Below are 16,999 nucleotides of genomic sequence, written 5' to 3'. Positions count from 1 at the left end.
ATGCTTTCCTCGTTAGCTTCCAATGCGATCCTTTCTAAGGCGCGCGCCATGTATGGAAAGCGTCTGACAAAGGAAAACTATCGGGAACTGCTAAATTGTAAATCTGTGGGCGAGGTCGCCGGGTATCTAAAGAGTCGCACTGCCTACAACAAGGTGTTGGCAGGCATCAATGAAAATGAGGTTCATCGCGGCCAATTGGAAGGAAAGCTACGCCAGAAACTCTTTGAAGACTATGCGTCACTGTGCCGGTATGAGCTTTCTGTCGGGGAACATTTTGCCGACTATCTGTTGGAACACAGCGAGATCGAACAGATTTTGCATAGTCTGATGTATCTGGGCGCCGGCAATCCAGAGGAATACCTCTTTTCCCTCCCCGCTTTTTTGAACCGTCATACGCGCATCGACCTCTATGCGCTGGCACACGTCAAAACGTACGATGATTTGCTCAACGCGCTCAGCCATACTCCTTATCGGAAATTGATTGAACCGTTTCGGCCGATTCCAGGCATTCCAATGAACTACACTGGGATCGAAAATGCCCTATATACCTATTTGTATAAGAGTGCCTTTGCTATCATCGACCAATATACCCGCGGTGAGGCGGCCCGCCAACTGCGCGAAATGTTTCAGGTCTACATCGATCTGATCAATGTGTCGCGTATTGTCCGCCTCAAGGCGTTTTACCAAGAGGGGCCTGACTTCATCCGCAGTACCCTGCTTCCCTTTGGCACCATTCATCCACACCTTCTGGATGAGATGCTCGATGCGGAACCAGAAGATGTTTTGAACATTCTGGCAAAAGCACCGATTGGAAAACGTTGCCAGAAAATTGCACACACGTATATCGATCAAGTTCCTGACCGAATGAAATATTTAACCTGCCGTCATGACATCCGCTTTTCTACACATCCTTCCGTGGTGATGCTCTCTTATATCTTCTTAGCGCAGATCGAAATTCAGGACATCATCAACATCGTGGAAGGAATCCGTTATCAATTGGCGCCTGAAGAAATTCAAAAACTACTCACTGTTGCCGATTTTTCATGAAAGGAGGCGTGATGGTTGGCTGTACAGAAGATTAAGGTAGCGAGCATTATCGGCCGGATGATCGATCTAGACCGTGTGACTGCTGTCTGTGGAAAGTCCGGCTCGTTCCATCCGGACAATTCCCTCTCCTTTTATTCGGATACATCCGGTTTCTCTCCGTTAAATGAGGAGAACCCGTATTCTGCTCCACTCCAGAAACTTACCGATGCGGTGAATGGTTCCCATAAAAAATTGGTGCTTCTGGATGAATCACAGATGGAAAATGTCCAATACTCCCGCGAAGAGTTGGACGCATATGTTCGCCGCCTTGCCACTTCCCTGAACGATTTACAAACAGAACGCACTCAAGCGCAGCAGGAAGTGGAGCGATTTACCCGCGAAATTGAACAAGTCAGCCACTTCGTCGGGATGGATTTGAATCTCGATGAAATTCACGACTGCAAATACATCAAGGTCCGTTTTGGCTCTCTTCCAAAAGAGGGCTACGAAAAATTGCAATCCTACAACCAGAATCCCTATGTCATCTTTTTCCCTTGTACCAGCGATGAGCAGCATTATTGGGGCGTTTATTTTGCGCCAATTGATGTTGTAAGCGAGGTAGACCGTATTTTTTCCAGCCTCTATTTTGAACGTACCAGCTTTACCGAGCTAAAGGGTACGCCGGAAAGTGGTGTGGAAGAACTGCGCGGCCTGCGCGATAAAGAAATCGCCCGCATCCAGCGCGTGGACCGGCAGATTGACGCACTCTGGAAACAGGAGGAAGAAGAGTGTCAGAAGGTCTTTTCCTTTTTGACAGAAAAATCTGTTTATTTTGGAATCCGCCGTTATGCGGCGCGGTACAATGACAATTTTATTTTGACCGGCTGGGTTCCGGCCGACCGCGAGCCAGACCTTCGACGAGCGCTCGGCCAACTGGAATCGGTCGAATACACCTTTGAAAATGCGGAAGAGGAGATGAGCCACTCTCCTCCCGTTGCACTAAAGAATAAAAAGATTTTCAAGCCTTTTGAGTTCTTTGTCGATATGTACGGCCTTCCCTCTTACGATGAGGTGGACCCCACACCGTTTGTTGCAATCACCTATGTGTTGCTGTTTGGCATCATGTTTGGAGATCTCGGACAGGGAATCTGCGTCTCCATCGTTGGATGGTTGATGTGGAAATTCAAAAAGATGAAACTCGGCAAGGCATTGATCCCCTGTGGAATTTCATCGGCTATTTTCGGAACGGTTTTTGGCTCTGTTTTTGGCTTTGAACATGTGTTGGACCCATTCTACCGGAACGTGTTCGGTCTGGACGAAAAACCCATCGAAGTGATGGAGCCAAACACTACAAACCTGATTATCTATTCAGCCGTAGGTATCGGCATGCTCCTGGTCGTTGTGGCCATTCTCATCAACATCTACTCTTGCCTGCGCAGAAGGCACTGGGAAAATGCCCTATTTGGTCCAAATGGGTTAGCAGGGCTTGTATTCTATGTGTCTTTGGTCGTGGGATTTGGAGGGCAGCTGATTTTTGGCTGGCAGATTGTCAACACCGCCTATGTGCTCGGTTTGATCGTACTGCCAATTGTGGTGATTTTCTTCCGGGAAGTGCTCGGGGGACTATTGGAGCGCCGCTCCGACTGGAAACCGGAGAGTTGGGGAAATTTCCTCATGCAGAATTTTTTTGAGGTTTTCGAATACCTGCTCAGCTATGCAACCAACACTATGTCCTTTCTGCGTGTAGGCGCATTTGTATTGGTTCATGCTGGTATGATGCTCGTGGTATTTACCTTGGCAGAAATGACCAGCGGCATTGGTTATATCCTGATTGCCGTCGTCGGCAATGTGTTTGTGATGGGTTTGGAAGGCCTGTTGGTGGGGATTCAGGTTCTGCGTCTGGAGTTTTATGAGATGTTCAGCCGCTTCTTTGACGGAGACGGCCGACCATTTCATCCCGTTGTGGTTCGCAGGGATGCATAATGCGCACAAGTCTAGCCGGCAAAACGTGTACGCACATGTCCCCTGTTATCCTCTACACCGGCCACTTTGGCGCGGCGAAACATAGATTCCAAAGCTGTGAAAAAATCATTTTTGGAGGTATTTGTCATGAGTATCGTGTTATGTATTCCAATCGTCTTTCTGGTTGTATCCGTGGCGCTCTCCATCCGTGCAGTAAAGCGTGGAAAGAAGACCAGCCAGGCTGTTGCAACCCAGTTAATCGCTTTCCTAGCTGTATGTGTCGTTACCTTTGCAGCGCCAATGATCGCATCTGCTGCTTCTGAGGACAGTACACCGGATACCACAGCCACTACATCGCAAACAGCTACGGCCCCGGTGGACAATTCCAAGGGGATGGGATTGCTTGCAGCCGCCTTGGTCACCGGTCTGGCTGGTATTGGCGGCGGTATCGCAGTCGCAGCGGCGGCCCCAGCGGCCATCGGAGCAACCAGCGAGGACCCGAAGGCTTTCGGTAAATCCCTGATTTTCGTGGCGTTGGGTGAAGGCATTGCTCTGTATGGCCTATTGATCTCCATTCTAATTCTGAATAAAGTATAACACAGGCGTGCCCACGGCCTACAGGAAGAAGGATTCATATGCGCTTTTATCTGATCAGCGACAACGTAGATACACAGGTCGGGATGCGTCTGGCAGGTATCGAAGGAATCGTGGTGCATGAGCCTGAGGAGGTCAAAAAAGCATTGACCGAAGCGATGGCAATGGAGGATGTCGCCGTCATTCTAATTACCGAACGCCTACTCCAACTTTGCCCGGAAATGATCTACGATCTGAAGCTCAAAGCCAAGCGCCCGTTAATTGTGGAGATCCCCGACCGGCATGGCAATGGGCGCACCAAAGATTCCATTACCCGCTATGTCCGCGAGGCCATCGGGATTAAAATTTAGGCCGCTTCCCGGCAGAATGGGGGTTTGACATGGCTATCAATCACAACGATGAAAAAATCGGAAAATTCTATCAGGCGATCCTCCATTACGGCGAAGAGCAAAGAAAGAAGATCGAAGAAGAGGTCGCCGCATTTAAGCAAAAAGAATTGGACGAGGCAGAGGTTGAAGTTCTTACAGAGGCATATCACCTGATACAAAAGGAAATGGCCCAGATGCGCAGCGGCATTTCCCGCGAGATGGCACAGCGGGAGATGGACGGCCGGCGGGCCTTGCTGGAAAAACGCCGTGGGATTATGGAGCAGATTTTTTCACGAGCGGCGGAAGAACTGCGCTCCTATACACAAAAACCGGCGTATGCTGCCTTAATGCAAAAGTATGCCCGCAATCTAGCTGCCGTGTTCCAGCAGCCTGGTACAGTCATCCGCCTTCGCGAAGAGGATGCCTCCTATCAGCAGCAAATCGCGGAAGCATTTGGTCACCCCTGTACCTTTGAAACCGATCCCACCATCCGGATCGGTGGTCTCCGCGCTTACAACAGCGAGATGGGCGTCATGGCAGATGAAACCTTGGACGCCATGCTGGAGGAACAGCGCGGTTGGTTTGAAGAAAACTCTGGACTGACGGTGGCTGGATAGCCGTGCGGCCACAGGATGGGAAAGGAATGATCCAAACATGAAAAATGAAACGGTCATATACGGTATCAACGGCCCAGTCGTCACGGTCAAGGCTGCGCAGTCTTTCTCCATGATGGAGATGGTGTATGTCGGGAAGGAACGGCTGGTCGGTGAAGTCATCGGTATCACCAGTGCGTTTACCACGATTCAGGTATATGAAGAGACTACAGGCCTTCGCCCAGGAGAACCCGTAGTAGGAACGGGCAGCCCAATGAATGTCACACTTGGTCCGGGCATCTTGGACAACATCTTTGACGGTATTGAGCGCCCCTTGAAAGCAATTGAAGAGGAGAGCGGTGCATTCATTTCCCGCGGCAGTTCCGTATCCTCGCTGGATTCCCAGCGTCAGTGGGAAATTACTGTCACTGTCAAACCGGGAGACCGGCTCAACAGCGGGGATATTTATGCTGAGTGCCCGGAAACACCGATCATTCGCCATAAATGTATGGTACCGCCACAATTAAACGGCGTTGTTCAAACGGTTGTCCCAAATGGACTGTATCGCATCAATGACACGATTGTGACTCTACAAGATGAGAATGGAGTACTGCATGCGCTCTCCCTCTGCCAGAAATGGCCGATCCGTATTCCGCGCCCAGTCTCTCAGCGTCTGCGGACCGATGTCCCATTGATTACCGGACAGCGGGTGATCGATACGCTCTTCCCCCTCGCCAAAGGCGGCACAGCTGCCATTCCTGGTGGATTTGGCACGGGCAAAACCATGACGCAGCATCAGCTTGCGAAATGGTGTGATGCAGACATCATCATCTATGTCGGATGCGGCGAGCGCGGCAACGAGATGAGCCAGGTTCTGGATGAGTTTTCGGAATTGATCGACCCGAAATCCGGCCGTCCCATGACGGACCGCACGGTCCTGATTGCTAATACAAGCAACATGCCGGTGGCGGCGCGCGAGGCGTCCATCTACACCGGTATCACTTTGGCCGAATATTACCGCGATATGGGCTACCACGTCGCCATCATGGCCGATTCCACCTCCCGTTGGGCGGAAGCTCTCCGCGAAATCAGCGGCCGATTGGAAGAAATGCCGGCCGAGGAAGGCTTCCCTGCCTATTTACCCAGCCGTTTGTCAGAATTCTATGAGCGTGCAGGCATGACCAAAAATCTCAACGGGACGGATGGTTCTGTCACGATTATTGGCGCCGTATCCCCGCAGGGGTCCGACTTTTCAGAGCCAGTTACACAGAACACCAAACGTTTTACCCGCTGTTTTTGGGCGCTGGATAAGGCGTTGGCCTATGCCCGCCACTATCCGGCAATCAACTGGACCCAGAGCTATAGCGAATATTTTGGCGATTTGGACCAGTGGTATACCGATCATGTCGGCGAGGAATTTGTCAAGTACCGTCAACGCATCTCCCATATCCTCCAGGAGGAAAATCAACTGATGGAGATCGTCAAGCTAATTGGTTCCGATGTTTTGCCGGACGATCAAAAACTGATTATTGAGACCGCGCGTGTCATTCGTGTCGGATTCCTTCAGCAAAATGCATTCCATGCAGACGATACCTTCGTACCACTGGAGAAACAAAAGCAAATGATGCGTGTCATTTTGCACCTATATAAAAAAGCCAAGCAACTGGTCGCGGCCAGTGTCCCGATTTCTGGAATTGTAGAAACCGGTTTGTTTGACAAGCTAGTCAAAATGAAATACGACATACCAAACAATCAGCTGGAACAGTTCGACGAATATGTTAAAGAGATCGATGAAACGCTGTCCAGCATTGTCAACGCATAGGGAAGCAGGTGATAATATGATTCTGGATTATATCGGTGTCAAGGAGATCAATGGCTCCTTGATCGTTCTGGACGATGTAGAAAATGCTTCCTTTGAAGAGGTAGTCGACATCCGCATGGACGATGGCACGATGCGCCAGGGGCGTATTGTGCAAATGGAGGGCAAGCGCGTCGTGATTCAAGTGTTCGAAGGCACACGTGGTATCTCCCTCCAAAACACACGCACACGGCTGTTGGGCCATCCGATGGAAATGCCGCTCTCTCCGGAGATTCTAGGGCGCGTCTTTGACGGCGCTGGCCGTCCGATTGACGGATTGGGCGATATTTTCCCGCTCAAGCGCGCGAACATCAACGGTACGCCGATCAACCCGGTCTCTCGAATTTATCCAAAGAACTACATCAATACCGGTATTTCCACCATTGACGTTCTGATGACCTTGATTCGGGGACAGAAGCTGCCGATCTTCTCCGGTTCCGGCATGAAGCATAACGAGTTAGCTGTCCAAATCGCACGTCAAGCCAAAATCAAGGATGCGAACGAGAACAATTTCGCCATCGTCTTCGCCGCCATGGGCGCCAAAAACGATGTAGCGGAATACTTCCGCCGTTCTTTTGACGAATCCGGTGTTCTACAAAAGGTGGTCATGTTCTTAAATCTTTCGAACGACCCGATCATCGAGCGTATATTGACCCCCCGTTGCGCTCTGACGGTTGCAGAATATCTTGCTTTTGAACTCGGCATGCATGTATTGGTCATCATGACGGATATGACGTCCTATGCGGAAGCGTTGCGCGAATTCAGCTCCAGCAAAGGAGAAATTCCCGGAAGAAAGGGTTATCCGGGCTATCTATATTCGGACTTGGCCTCCCTGTATGAACGCGCAGGCATGGTTCGCGGCAAAGAGGGGTCTGTCACACAGATTCCGATTCTTACCATGCCAAACGATGACGTCACCCACCCGGTCCCCGACTTGACCGGTTATATCACCGAAGGACAGATTGTTCTGGACCGCAGTCTGGACAACAGCGGCATCTATCCGCCGGTGTCCGTTCTCCCTTCGCTTTCCCGCCTGATGAAGGACGGCATTGGCGCCGGTTATACGCGCAAAGATCACTCTGCGCTGTCCAATCAGCTCTTTGCCGCCTATGCAAAGGTGATGGATGCACGATCACTGGCTTCCGTCATCGGCGAAGAAGAGCTTTCCCCTACAGACAAAAAATATCTAGAATTTGGCAAGCGATTCGAGAATCAATATGTCAACCAGGGATTCAATGAAAACCGCAGCATCGATGAGAGCCTTGACCTTGGTTGGAGGCTGCTGGCCACATTGCCGCGCGAAGAACTGGACCGCGTGGATGATGCTCTGCTCGATCAATATTATGAAAAGGCCAAAAAGCAGCTTGAATCAGAGGCGGAGCGAAAAGTCCAACCCGCCGAACAAGCACCGTAACGTTGTGCCGGTAAGGAAAAGAGGGAACCCATTATGGCTAATCAAGTCGTACCTACCAAAGGAAACCTCCTGGCTACCAAGAAGTCCCTGGAACTCTCCCGTACTGGATTTGAACTGTTGGATCGGAAACGCAATATCCTGATTCGCGAAATGATGGCGTTGATTGATCGTGCCAATTCCATCCAAGGAAAGATCGATCAAACCTATGAGGATGCCTATGCGGCTTTGCAGAGAGCTAATATTACATTGGGAATCTGCGGTGAACTTTCTCAGACTGTCCCGCTGGATGACGGTCTGAACGTAGCCTATCGCAGCGTTATGGGTGTAGAAATTCCCATGGTTTCCTTGACACCGCGCGATATCCCCATCCCCTTTGGCTTAAATACAACCAACATCCTGTTGGACGACGCCTATAATAAATTCAACGAAGTCAAGCGTTTAACCGCTGAATTGGCAGAGGTCGAAAACAGTGTGTACCGGTTGGCAGATGCCATCAAAAAGACGCAAAAGCGTGCCAATGCCTTGAAAAATATTATGATTCCTCGTTTTGAACAAACCGTCAAATTTATCACAGACGCATTGGAGGAAAAGGAACGCGAAGAATTTTCTCGTCTGAAAGTGATCAAAAGCCAAAAGGCCGAAAGGTCTGAGATTGCTTAGAAGTTGAGAGAAAAGCATAAGCACGCTGTCCCACTTTAGTCAAAGATCTCTTATCGGATCGATCTTGCATGGGGGATTCGAAAAATAAAAACACAAAAACGTGGGATGGATTATTTGCAATCCACCCCACGTTTTTGAATTTGATTTATAAAAATGTACGTTTTAAATACTTTAGATGTCCTCCAAGTCGACAATAGTCTTGTCCTCTGTAGACGCATAGTTCAACTTCTCGACGATCACCTTGGTATCACGCGCGATGACCAGCTCTTCGTTGGTGGGGATGACATAGACTGCCACCTGGGAATCAAATGTGGAAATTTTCCCTTCCTTGCCGCCAACCATCTCTTCGTTGCGTTCTGCATCGATCTTCAATCCGAGATAACGCAGGCCGCGGCAAATTGCATAACGGTGGTGCGGCTGATTTTCACCCAAACCAGCGGTAAAGACGACTGCATCCAGACCGTTCATCGCCGCCGCATAGGCGCCAATCTGCTTGATAATCTGATAGGCCAGCATGTCATGTGCCAGGATTGCGCGCGGATTGCCTTCAATTGCAGCCTTCGTAACGTCGCGGTCGTCACTGGAAACACCGGAAACACCGAGCAGGCCCGATTTCTTATTGAGGACCTCATCCATTTGGCTGGGTGTCAAATTCTCTTTTTCCATCAGGAAGGTGACAATGGATGGGTCCAAAGAGCCGCAGCGGGTTCCCATCATAAAGCCATCTAGCGGCGTCAATCCCATACTGGTATCAATGACACGGCCATCCTGGATTGCTGCAATCGAAGAACCGTTCCCAATATGGCAGGTCACCATCTTGATGTCCTCCAACGGCTGGTGCATCAAATGCGCACAATGGCGGCTGACATACCGGTGGGATGTTCCATGGAAGCCATAACGGCGGATTCCATATTTTTTATAATACTCGTAGGGGATCGCATACATATAGGCCTTGGGCGGCATTGTGGAATGGAACGAAGTATCAAATACCACAACCTCCGGAAGCTCTTCGCCAAATACCTTTTGGCAGGCAAGAATCCCTTCCAGCTCTGGGCCATTGTGCAGCGGGGCCAATGGGATCAAGCTGCGAATTCCCTCGATGACCTCATTGTTGACCAGAACAGACTTCCGGAAAATTGATCCGCCCTGTGCTACACGGTGGCCAATTGCACTGACCTCGTCCAGATTCTTAATCACGCCCACCTTTGCATCGGTCAATGCTTGTGTGACATACATGAATGCATCCGTGTGGTCCTTCATCGGGACCTGAACCCGTTTTCCACGGCCATCGGACGTTTTATGAATAAAGATGCTGCCGTCCATACCGATTCTTTCGCAATTGCCTTTGGCCAGCATCCGCTCGCTGTCCATGTCGATCAGCTGATACTTCAACGAGGAACTACCAGCATTGATAACCAAAACTTTCATTGGAAACCTCTCCTCCTGTTTTGCAGTGCACTGTCCCTCAGGATATATCGGGGATTTCGTCCGATACAGCCACACTGCTCTTTTCATCCGATATTGTCGTTTGGATAAAACAGAGAAAAATCTCTTTGGAACCAAATTTATTTTAAAAACATCAGACAATATGGTATTATTATAATAGTACAAGAATCGAACAAATTCAAGGAGTTTTCCAAGGAAATGCAGATTGCCGGAATTATTTGTGAATACAACCCGTTCCATTTGGGACATCTTGCCCTAGTAAAGGAAACCCGCAGGCAGGGCGCCACGCATATTGTCGCCGTTATGAGTGGGAACTACGTGCAACGCGGTGAGCCCGCCCTCCTCGATAAACATATGCGTGCAAAGCAAGCGCTTCTTTGCGGTGTGGATCTCGTTGTGGAGCTTCCCCTTCCCTGGGCGATGGCCCCCGCAGAAAAATTTGCACAGGGCGGCGTTTTTTTATTGGATTGCCTTGGGGCAGATGTCATCAGCTTCGGAAGTGAATGTGGGGATGCCGCTCGCTTGCTCTCTTTAGCGGACATCTTGCTCTCCCCTACATTTCCACCACTCCTGCATGATGAACTCGCCGCCGGTTGTACATTTGCCCGTGCACGGGAACGCGCCGTGGAGCGATTGGCTGGTCCAGATACCGCCCAGATTCTACAAAGCCCGAACAACACGCTGGGAGTAGAATATTGCAAGGCCATCCGCACCCTATCCTCGTCCCTGCGCGTCTTTACCATGAAGCGGATCGGCGCTGCACATGACTCTTTTGATAAGAATGTACAAGCAGCCAGTGCCAGCCTGATCCGTTCCCTTACCGCACAAAATGGGGCCTTTGCTGCCCACATGCCAACAGCGGCAGCGATGATTTTGCAAACTGAATTGGAAGCCGGACACGCTCCTGCATCCTTAACGCGGATGGAACGCGCCATTCTGGCAAAACTAAGAACCATGGAGCCATCTGCATTCGCTTCTTTACCGGATGTCAGCGAAGGATTGGAAAACCGTTTGTACGCCGCTGTTCGAACAGCAGATTCACTTGAGACGCTCTATCAATCCGTCAAAACCAAGCGCTACCCTTTGGCAAGAATCCGCCGGCTGGTTCTCTCGGCTTTCCTGGGGATCAATCGTCCCCATGCCGCAGGCCTTCCCCCGTATGTACGCATATTGGGAATGAATACGCGGGGAGCAGAAATTTTGCATGTATCAAAAATGACCACAAAACGCCCTATCATCGCCAATTCATCGGATATTTTATCTCTTGACAATGATGCGCGAAATGTGATTGAATTAGAGAGCCAATCAACGGACGTATATTCCCTTTTTCTTCCAATCCCCCAGCCCTGTGGGCGAGATTGGACGGCAGGAATATGCAAGATACGGGACAATATGCAGCTTCCTTTCCAGCATGATTCCGTCTCTTTTGCGGGGCCTCCGCAAGAATAAATTTTCATTTAAAGGACGTGTCATTCTTTTGGAGCTCAAGGAAATTGATTTTGAAAATTATGGAAAGTGTGTACAGCTCTCCAACGGCGTCATTGATGTTGTTGTGACCATCGATTGTGGTCCACGTATTGTACGCTTTGGGTTTGTTGGAGGCGAAAATGTTCTGTACAACGACTTGGAGCGCAAGTATAAAATGCAGAACGCATTCATGGACGACTATTATTCCGAAGGGGCGGCGTGTTATTTCTATGGTGGACACCGATTATGGCTCGCCCCTGAGAAGATGCCGGAATCCTATTTTCCAGATAACGATCCGGTCATTTATGCATTGCTTCCGGACGGCGTGACCTTTTCCTCGGCAAAACAGAAACAAAATGAAGTTCAAACCCGTTTGGAAATCGTTATGGGGGAAAACTCCTCTGATGTGATGCTGGTACACAGTGTCAAGAATTTTTCTAAGGATCGACAGATGCTCTCCCTTTGGCCCATCACGATGGTTCGTGGGGGCGGTTTGGAAATTATTCCACAAAACCGCGTTAATGAGGAGGATGAACTCCCACCGAACCGTGTTTTAACGTTTTGGCCCTACACCGATCCGCGGGATAAACGTCTTTACATTGGAAACCGGTATATTACGATTCAGCACGATTCGTCGAACGAAAAGCCTCTTAAACTTGGTACCAATAATGCGCTCGGATGGGCCGCCTATGTAGATCGCACGTATACCCTCATCAAACGCTTTGTGCAGTCCGACGCTGCTTATCCGGATTACGGTAGTTCTTATGAGACGTATTGCAATGGGGATTATCTTTCCATGGAAACCATGAGTCCACTTTACCAGATTGAAGCGGGCGGGGCGTTGCGCCATGTGGAGAACCTTTCTTTGTTCCATACTTATAGTGATGTCTCCCCTACCGATGAAGATGGGATTACCCATTATATAGAAAATCTAAAATAATACGATTCTGTTGCAAAATAAAACAAGCGCCGGCAAGCAAATCATCCGCCCGGATAAGGATGTATTGTAGTTCTAGAGCGGCCCCAGGATGTTACGGCATCCTGGGGCCGTTTTGTTATGCCTGGCCGATGAAATTAAAGTAAATATCGACCTGCTGGGTATAGTGCTTTTTCTTGTACCGTCCGGAACGCTCGTGTATCTCAATTCTCTGGATAAACTCCCGCACCAGTTCCAGCGTTAGTTCCGCAATATCTGTGTACTTGTCCACCAGCTTGCGGAAGCGGTCGGCGTTCTGAAGCGTGTCCTGCCAGTTTGCAATCTCGTCTTTGAGCGTTTCTGTCTTTGCCTCCAGCTCCGCCTTTTCCAGTTTATAGCCTTTTACCAGTGTTTGAAACTGCCCGTCGGAGAGATGTCCCAAAACCAGCTCCTCGAAGGAACGGCGGAACAGCGTTTCCAGGTCTTTCAGCCGCCGTCCTCCCTTGTCCAGTTCCCGCTGCTTGGCCGCAAGCTCCTTTTTCACTCTGCTCTGGTGGCTGCTGGTAAGCCGCTGGAACAGCTCGTCCCAATGTTCCCTCGCCTCGGCAGACACCCGCCGAATCTCACTCAGCACGATCTGCCGCAAGGCCGCTGTTTTGATGGTGTGGGGCGTGCAGTCCTCCTTATAGCAGTGGTACTTGCCGCAGACGAAGGTGTACTGGCTCTCGTCCCAGCTCCCGCACCGGCAAAGGTAGTACCGTGAGCCGCAGTCCGTGCAGTAAACCAGCCCGGAGAGCATATCCTGCTGTCTCATCTTGATGGGCCCCCGTTTGCCCTGCCGTACCCGCTGGACGATCTCCCAAGTGTCCAGGTCGATCAATGGCTCATGGGTGCCCCCAAAGCGGAGTATCTTGTCCGGCGGGTTCAAAAGGCTCTTTTTGTTCTTGAAGGATGGAGTATAGGTCCGGCAGTTGATGGTATTGCCGATATATTCCTCATGCTCCAGAATGCCGGCCACCGTGCTGTCGGACCGGGTGTAGGGCTTGTCCAGATTCAGAGCAGAGTGGCGGCCCCCTTTGGTGCGGTATGCGTAGGCGGTAGGGGTAAGGATCTTCTCCCGCGTAAGGATTCTGGCGAAACAGTAGGTTCTCTGCGGCTCAATCATGCCCCTTTCTCCCGAAAACGCTGTAAGACGTTTTTTCGGGCAATCTTCAAAAATCACACCTGTAAAATCCGTTGAAAACACTGCTTTCAAGCGGCTATTCCTGCCTTACCCCGGAAAGCTCCTCTTTTTGGGTAAGCCCCTGTGGGGCCGGTACTGACGGCCTGCCCCGCGCCATAAGGGGAGCCTTCTTTCCGTCCGGCAAATGAAAAAGCCATACACGATCCGAAACTATCTGTTCGGGCCGTGTATGGCTTCCTGTTTTTGATCTTCCGCCGAACTGCTTTGAGATGTAGGCAGAACCGTGCCGTTCGAGGTATTGTTCTTCTCCCTGTCTTACAAAGAGAGTAGCGCAGGTGAAGGGATTTGTCAAGAGCACTTGCTGAAATTTCCTTTATGCGTGATGACATGAAGGCTTATGATAAAGCGCAGGATCGATTGGTTAGATCCAACTATAGGCGATGAAATATGTCCAGAAAATATTTTTTCTGCTCAACCATTTTGCGCCTTATAGCCCTCGCCCCAGATCCACATGGCGTCCAGGATTGGTTTCAGGCTTTTTCCCAAGTCGGTCAGGCTGTACTCCACCCGTGGCGGGACCTCTGCGTATACATGGCGATTGACAAGGCCCTTTTCTTCCATATCCCGAAGCTGGGCGGTCAGAACCTTCTGCGATACGCTGCCAATGGATTTCTTTAACTCTCCAAACCGCTTTGTTCCAGGCATGAGGTCACGCAGAATTAGGACTTTCCACTTGTCTCCGATCAGCATAAGCGTTGTTTCTACCGGGCAGGCGGGCAACTCTTTTGTTTGCTGCATGGTATCACTTCCTTTCAATAGTTTCTTTTTAGTAACTACAGCACAATAAAGTGCTTACTTTACAATAGATACTTACAGATTTATTATAATATTGCAAGACAAAAATTGCAATCCCCAAAACCTACATTCAAAATCAGGAGGTATTCATCATGAACGAAGTCGTAAAGTTTTTGCAGGAAAATCCCGTACAGTATCTGGCTACTGTAGGCCGTGACGGCAAGGCCAAGTGCCGCCCCTTCATGTTTGCCGGTGAACTGGACGGCAAGCTGTGGTTCTGCACCAACAACCAGAAGGAAGTCTACAAAGATATGCAGGCCAACCCCAATATCGAAGTTTCCGTTTCCAGCCCGGCCTATGCGTGGATTCGTCTGAACGGCAAGGCTGTGTTTGAGAACAACATGGCTGCCAAGGCTATGTGCATCCAGAACCCCATCGTCAAGGGGCAGTACGGCGAGGCTACCAATCCTATCTTTGAGGTGTTCTACCTGAAGGATGTTCATGCAGTAATCGCCGACTTCTCCGGCAACCCGCCCAAGGAATACGACCTGTAAACAGAACTCAAATATCTTCGGGGCAAGGTGAAATTCCTGACCGGCAGTAACAGTCTGCGAACTGCAAGGGCAGCCGAAACGGTGCAATTCCGTTACCGACAGTAAAAGTCTGGACGAGAGAGGATATGACAAGAACAGCCCCGCAAGTGTCAGACTTCGCGGGGCTTGTTCTTAATCTAAATCATATCTCAATAGGAGAATTATGGAGAAAACAATTACTGTCCGAAGGAAATCATCCATCCAGAACGTGCGTATGCTCACAATGACCGCCGTACTTTCTGCCATCGCCTTTGTGCTCGCTTTTTTTGAATTTCCTGTTCCGCTGTCTCCAACCTTTGCGCGTATGGATTTGTCGGATTTGCCCGCACTGATCGGAGCTTTTGCATACGGTCCTGTATCGGGCATATTGATTGAATTTGTCAAAAACGCCTTGCAGCTGCTCACTTCCTCTACTGGTGGAATCGGTGAACTTGCGAATTTTATCATGGGAAGCAGTTTTGTGGTAACTGCCGGGCTTATCTATAAATTTCACAAAACAAAGAAAACGGCGATGCTTGCCTGCTTGATTGCCAGCATCATTATGGGAGTTGGAGCGGCCATTGTCAACTACTTTATTCTGCTTCCCGTATTTGAAGTATTTATGCCGCTCGACCAACTGATTGCTTCTTTTGGCGAGTTTATCCCATTCATCAAGACCAAATTGGATGTTGTACTGTTCAATGCATTCCCATTTAATTTGCTGAAAGGAATTGGGATCAGCATTGTCACCATGCCGCTTTACAAACGGCTTACCCCTACCTTAAAGGGCAGGCAGAAATAGGAGGTTCCTTATGCAGACAAAAGATTATTTGCAATACATCGTGGAGAAAATCCACTCCACCGTTTTTGCCACGACGGACAGCGAGGGACGACCAGTCACCTGCGCCATTGACATCATGGACTACGATGAAAACGGCCTTTACTTCCTGACTGCAAAGGGGAAGAATTTTTATAACCGTTTGAAATCCAATGAAAATATCGCATTTACCGCCATGAAGGGCGAAGATACCCTTTCCTGTGTGGCCGTGTCGGTGCAGGGTAAGGCAAAGGAAACCGGGCCGGACAGCCTGCCCGCCCTGTTCCGAAAAAATCCGTACATGGAAAAAATCTATCCCGATGTGCGCTCTCGCAGCGCCCTTACGGTTTTCAGAATTTACGAAGGGACGGGAGAATGGTTTGACCTTTCCAAACAGCCGATTGAACGCGCCAGTTTTTCCTTCGGTGGTGCGCAGACAGAGAAAACCGGCTACTTTGTGACAGACAAGTGTATTGGCTGTAAGCTGTGCTATTCCAAGTGCCCGCAGAAGTGCATTGATATTTCGGCAAAGCCCGCCATCATCCGGCAGGAACACTGTTTGCATTGCGGGAACTGCTATGAGATCTGCCCCGCAAGGGCGATTGAGCGGAGGTAAGACGGATGACACAGGACGAAAGATTGGATTATCTGCTCCGCTATCTGCTGGCGGAACGCAAAGAATATACAGAGATTCATGTGCCGGATACTCTCTCGGAAAAGCGGCGGCTTCTGCGCAGCCTGATGAATGCGCGCCCGCCTATCCCGGCAAGTGAGGATTTTCTGAATGTACAAGACGCTTACCTGCGGGAGCGTCTTGCCGAAAAGGGTGTTACAAAGCTGGCCGGTCTGGCGCCGGTACAACCTGGACTTTATCTCTGGCAGGGTGATATTACTACCCTTGCCGCTGATGCTATTGTGAATGCGGCAAATAGCCGGCTGCTGGGCTGCTTCGTCCCCTGTCACGGCTGCATCGACAACGCCATTCACACCTATGCGGGGGTACAGCTTCGTCTGGAATGTGCCCGTGTCATGGCGGGGCAGAAGAAAGAAGAACCCGCCGGCAGGGCAAAAATCACGAAAGCGTATAGCCTGCCATGCCGCTATGTACTGCACACCGTTGGCCCAATCATCTATGGAGTCGTAACAAAAAATGACCGGGAACTATTGGCAAGCTGCTACCGCACCTGTTTGGATCTGGCGGCGGAAAAAGGCCTACATAGCGTAGCCTTCTGCTGTATCTCCACTGGCGAGTTTCATTTCCCGGCTGACCTGGCCGCACAGCTCGCCATAAGGACAGTCAGGGAATGGCAGCAGAAAAATCCTGATAA

At 50.0% G+C, this 16,999-nt stretch carries 17 protein-coding genes and 1 riboswitch; of the genes, 14 read left to right on the top strand and 3 right to left on the bottom strand.

The features are described from left to right. The 8 genes from B9Y59_RS03780 to B9Y59_RS03745 all read left to right on the top strand — a co-directional run bounded on the left by B9Y59_RS03780 (nucleotide 1) and on the right by B9Y59_RS03745 (nucleotide 8,475). Nucleotides 1-1,047: a V0D/AC39 family V-type ATPase subunit gene (locus B9Y59_RS03780; RefSeq protein WP_085531882.1), complete on the top strand. Its 1,047-nt coding sequence runs from the start codon at nucleotides 1-3 to the stop codon at nucleotides 1,045-1,047. Nucleotides 1,048-1,062: 15 nt separating this feature from the next. Next, complete coding sequence (locus B9Y59_RS03775; protein ID WP_085531880.1) at nucleotides 1,063-3,009, top strand: V-type ATP synthase subunit I; 1,947 nt, start codon at nucleotides 1,063-1,065, stop codon at nucleotides 3,007-3,009. Nucleotides 3,010-3,135: 126 nt separating this feature from the next. Beyond that, nucleotides 3,136-3,585 carry an ATP synthase subunit C gene (locus B9Y59_RS03770; RefSeq protein WP_054323684.1) on the top strand — a complete coding sequence of 150 codons (450 nt, stop codon included), beginning with the start codon at nucleotides 3,136-3,138 and terminating at the stop codon, nucleotides 3,583-3,585. Nucleotides 3,586-3,623: 38 nt separating this feature from the next. After that, entirely contained in the window at nucleotides 3,624-3,932 is a 309-nt protein-coding gene (locus tag B9Y59_RS03765; protein ID WP_054323685.1) for a V-type ATP synthase subunit F, read from the top strand. A gap of 29 nt (nucleotides 3,933-3,961) precedes the next feature. Beyond that, the gene (locus B9Y59_RS03760) at nucleotides 3,962-4,567 is read left to right on the top strand and encodes a V-type ATP synthase subunit E (RefSeq protein WP_085531878.1); all 606 of its coding nucleotides are present in this window, start codon (nucleotides 3,962-3,964) and stop codon (nucleotides 4,565-4,567) included. A gap of 37 nt (nucleotides 4,568-4,604) precedes the next feature. Continuing rightward, a complete protein-coding gene (locus B9Y59_RS03755; RefSeq protein ID WP_085531876.1) occupies nucleotides 4,605-6,365 on the top strand; it encodes a V-type ATP synthase subunit A in 1,761 nt (586 codons plus the stop codon). A gap of 16 nt (nucleotides 6,366-6,381) precedes the next feature. After that, nucleotides 6,382-7,815, top strand: a complete 1,434-nt coding sequence (locus B9Y59_RS03750; protein WP_054323688.1) for a V-type ATP synthase subunit B — start codon at nucleotides 6,382-6,384, stop codon at nucleotides 7,813-7,815. Between the two features lie 33 nt (nucleotides 7,816-7,848). Continuing rightward, nucleotides 7,849-8,475 (top strand): V-type ATP synthase subunit D, encoded by a 627-nt coding sequence (locus B9Y59_RS03745; protein WP_085531874.1) that lies wholly within the window; start codon nucleotides 7,849-7,851, stop codon nucleotides 8,473-8,475. Between the two features lie 171 nt (nucleotides 8,476-8,646). On the opposite strand, the gene B9Y59_RS03740 is transcribed toward B9Y59_RS03745, so the two are convergent. After that, entirely contained in the window at nucleotides 8,647-9,903 is a 1,257-nt protein-coding gene (locus B9Y59_RS03740) for an acetate/propionate family kinase (RefSeq protein ID WP_085531872.1), read from the bottom strand. 216 nt (nucleotides 9,904-10,119) lie between these two features. On the opposite strand from B9Y59_RS03740, the gene B9Y59_RS03735 reads away from it, so the two are divergent. Together B9Y59_RS03735 and B9Y59_RS03730 are read left to right on the top strand one after the other, a co-directional pair. After that, a complete protein-coding gene (locus B9Y59_RS03735; protein ID WP_085531870.1) occupies nucleotides 10,120-11,370 on the top strand; it encodes a tRNA(Met) cytidine acetate ligase in 1,251 nt (416 codons plus the stop codon). Nucleotides 11,371-11,398: 28 nt separating this feature from the next. Then, complete coding sequence (locus B9Y59_RS03730; RefSeq protein WP_085531867.1) at nucleotides 11,399-12,328, top strand: hypothetical protein; 930 nt, start codon at nucleotides 11,399-11,401, stop codon at nucleotides 12,326-12,328. A gap of 115 nt (nucleotides 12,329-12,443) precedes the next feature. On the opposite strand, the gene B9Y59_RS03725 is transcribed toward B9Y59_RS03730, so the two are convergent. Then, nucleotides 12,444-13,469 carry a DUF4368 domain-containing protein gene (locus B9Y59_RS03725; RefSeq protein ID WP_143255227.1) on the bottom strand — a complete coding sequence of 342 codons (1,026 nt, stop codon included), beginning with the start codon at nucleotides 13,467-13,469 and terminating at the stop codon, nucleotides 12,444-12,446. A gap of 489 nt (nucleotides 13,470-13,958) precedes the next feature. After that, nucleotides 13,959-14,285 carry a winged helix-turn-helix transcriptional regulator gene (locus B9Y59_RS03715; protein ID WP_085531861.1) on the bottom strand — a complete coding sequence of 109 codons (327 nt, stop codon included), beginning with the start codon at nucleotides 14,283-14,285 and terminating at the stop codon, nucleotides 13,959-13,961. Nucleotides 14,286-14,434: 149 nt separating this feature from the next. On the opposite strand from B9Y59_RS03715, the gene B9Y59_RS03710 reads away from it, so the two are divergent. The 4 genes from B9Y59_RS03710 to B9Y59_RS03695 form a co-directional block, all read left to right on the top strand. Next, nucleotides 14,435-14,836: a pyridoxamine 5'-phosphate oxidase family protein gene (locus tag B9Y59_RS03710; RefSeq protein WP_054323696.1), complete on the top strand. Its 402-nt coding sequence runs from the start codon at nucleotides 14,435-14,437 to the stop codon at nucleotides 14,834-14,836. Nucleotides 14,837-14,845: 9 nt separating this feature from the next. Next, a riboswitch (FMN riboswitch) is annotated at nucleotides 14,846-14,965 on the top strand. A 73-nt stretch (nucleotides 14,966-15,038) separates the two neighbouring features. Further along, nucleotides 15,039-15,656, top strand: a complete 618-nt coding sequence (locus tag B9Y59_RS03705; RefSeq protein ID WP_085531859.1) for an ECF transporter S component — start codon at nucleotides 15,039-15,041, stop codon at nucleotides 15,654-15,656. 10 nt (nucleotides 15,657-15,666) lie between these two features. Further along, nucleotides 15,667-16,287 (top strand): 4Fe-4S binding protein, encoded by a 621-nt coding sequence (locus B9Y59_RS03700; RefSeq protein WP_085531853.1) that lies wholly within the window; start codon nucleotides 15,667-15,669, stop codon nucleotides 16,285-16,287. Between the two features lie 5 nt (nucleotides 16,288-16,292). Next, nucleotides 16,293-16,999, top strand: a 707-nt coding sequence (locus B9Y59_RS03695; RefSeq protein WP_085531857.1) for a protein-ADP-ribose hydrolase, incomplete at its 3' end; no start/stop codon positions are given.

Origin of the sequence: Anaeromassilibacillus sp. Marseille-P3371, assembly GCF_900169665.1 — a bacterium.
In the GTDB taxonomy this organism is placed as follows: domain Bacteria; phylum Bacillota; class Clostridia; order Oscillospirales; family Acutalibacteraceae; genus Anaeromassilibacillus.
The sequence above is the reverse complement of the archived record's forward strand: the minus strand, read 5'-3'. Positions and strand labels throughout refer to the sequence as shown.

Bases quoted from the DNA above. Each gene is read 5' to 3' on its own strand.
- B9Y59_RS03735 (WP_085531870.1), top strand. From the start codon at position 10,120: ATGCAGATTGCCGGAATTATTTGTGAATACAACCCGTTCCATTTGGGA.
- B9Y59_RS03780 (WP_085531882.1), top strand. From the start codon at position 1: ATGCTTTCCTCGTTAGCTTCCAATGCGATCCTTTCTAAGGCGCGCGCC.
- B9Y59_RS03715 (WP_085531861.1), bottom strand. From the start codon at position 14,285: ATGCAGCAAACAAAAGAGTTGCCCGCCTGCCCGGTAGAAACAACGCTT.
- B9Y59_RS03725 (WP_143255227.1), bottom strand. From the start codon at position 13,469: ATGATTGAGCCGCAGAGAACCTACTGTTTCGCCAGAATCCTTACGCGG.
- B9Y59_RS03755 (WP_085531876.1), top strand. From the start codon at position 4,605: ATGAAAAATGAAACGGTCATATACGGTATCAACGGCCCAGTCGTCACG.
- B9Y59_RS03745 (WP_085531874.1), top strand. From the start codon at position 7,849: ATGGCTAATCAAGTCGTACCTACCAAAGGAAACCTCCTGGCTACCAAG.
- B9Y59_RS03740 (WP_085531872.1), bottom strand. From the start codon at position 9,903: ATGAAAGTTTTGGTTATCAATGCTGGTAGTTCCTCGTTGAAGTATCAG.
- B9Y59_RS03750 (WP_054323688.1), top strand. From the start codon at position 6,382: ATGATTCTGGATTATATCGGTGTCAAGGAGATCAATGGCTCCTTGATC.
- B9Y59_RS03700 (WP_085531853.1), top strand. From the start codon at position 15,667: ATGCAGACAAAAGATTATTTGCAATACATCGTGGAGAAAATCCACTCC.
- B9Y59_RS03710 (WP_054323696.1), top strand. From the start codon at position 14,435: ATGAACGAAGTCGTAAAGTTTTTGCAGGAAAATCCCGTACAGTATCTG.
- B9Y59_RS03765 (WP_054323685.1), top strand. From the start codon at position 3,624: ATGCGCTTTTATCTGATCAGCGACAACGTAGATACACAGGTCGGGATG.
- B9Y59_RS03705 (WP_085531859.1), top strand. From the start codon at position 15,039: ATGGAGAAAACAATTACTGTCCGAAGGAAATCATCCATCCAGAACGTG.
- B9Y59_RS03770 (WP_054323684.1), top strand. From the start codon at position 3,136: ATGAGTATCGTGTTATGTATTCCAATCGTCTTTCTGGTTGTATCCGTG.
- B9Y59_RS03760 (WP_085531878.1), top strand. From the start codon at position 3,962: ATGGCTATCAATCACAACGATGAAAAAATCGGAAAATTCTATCAGGCG.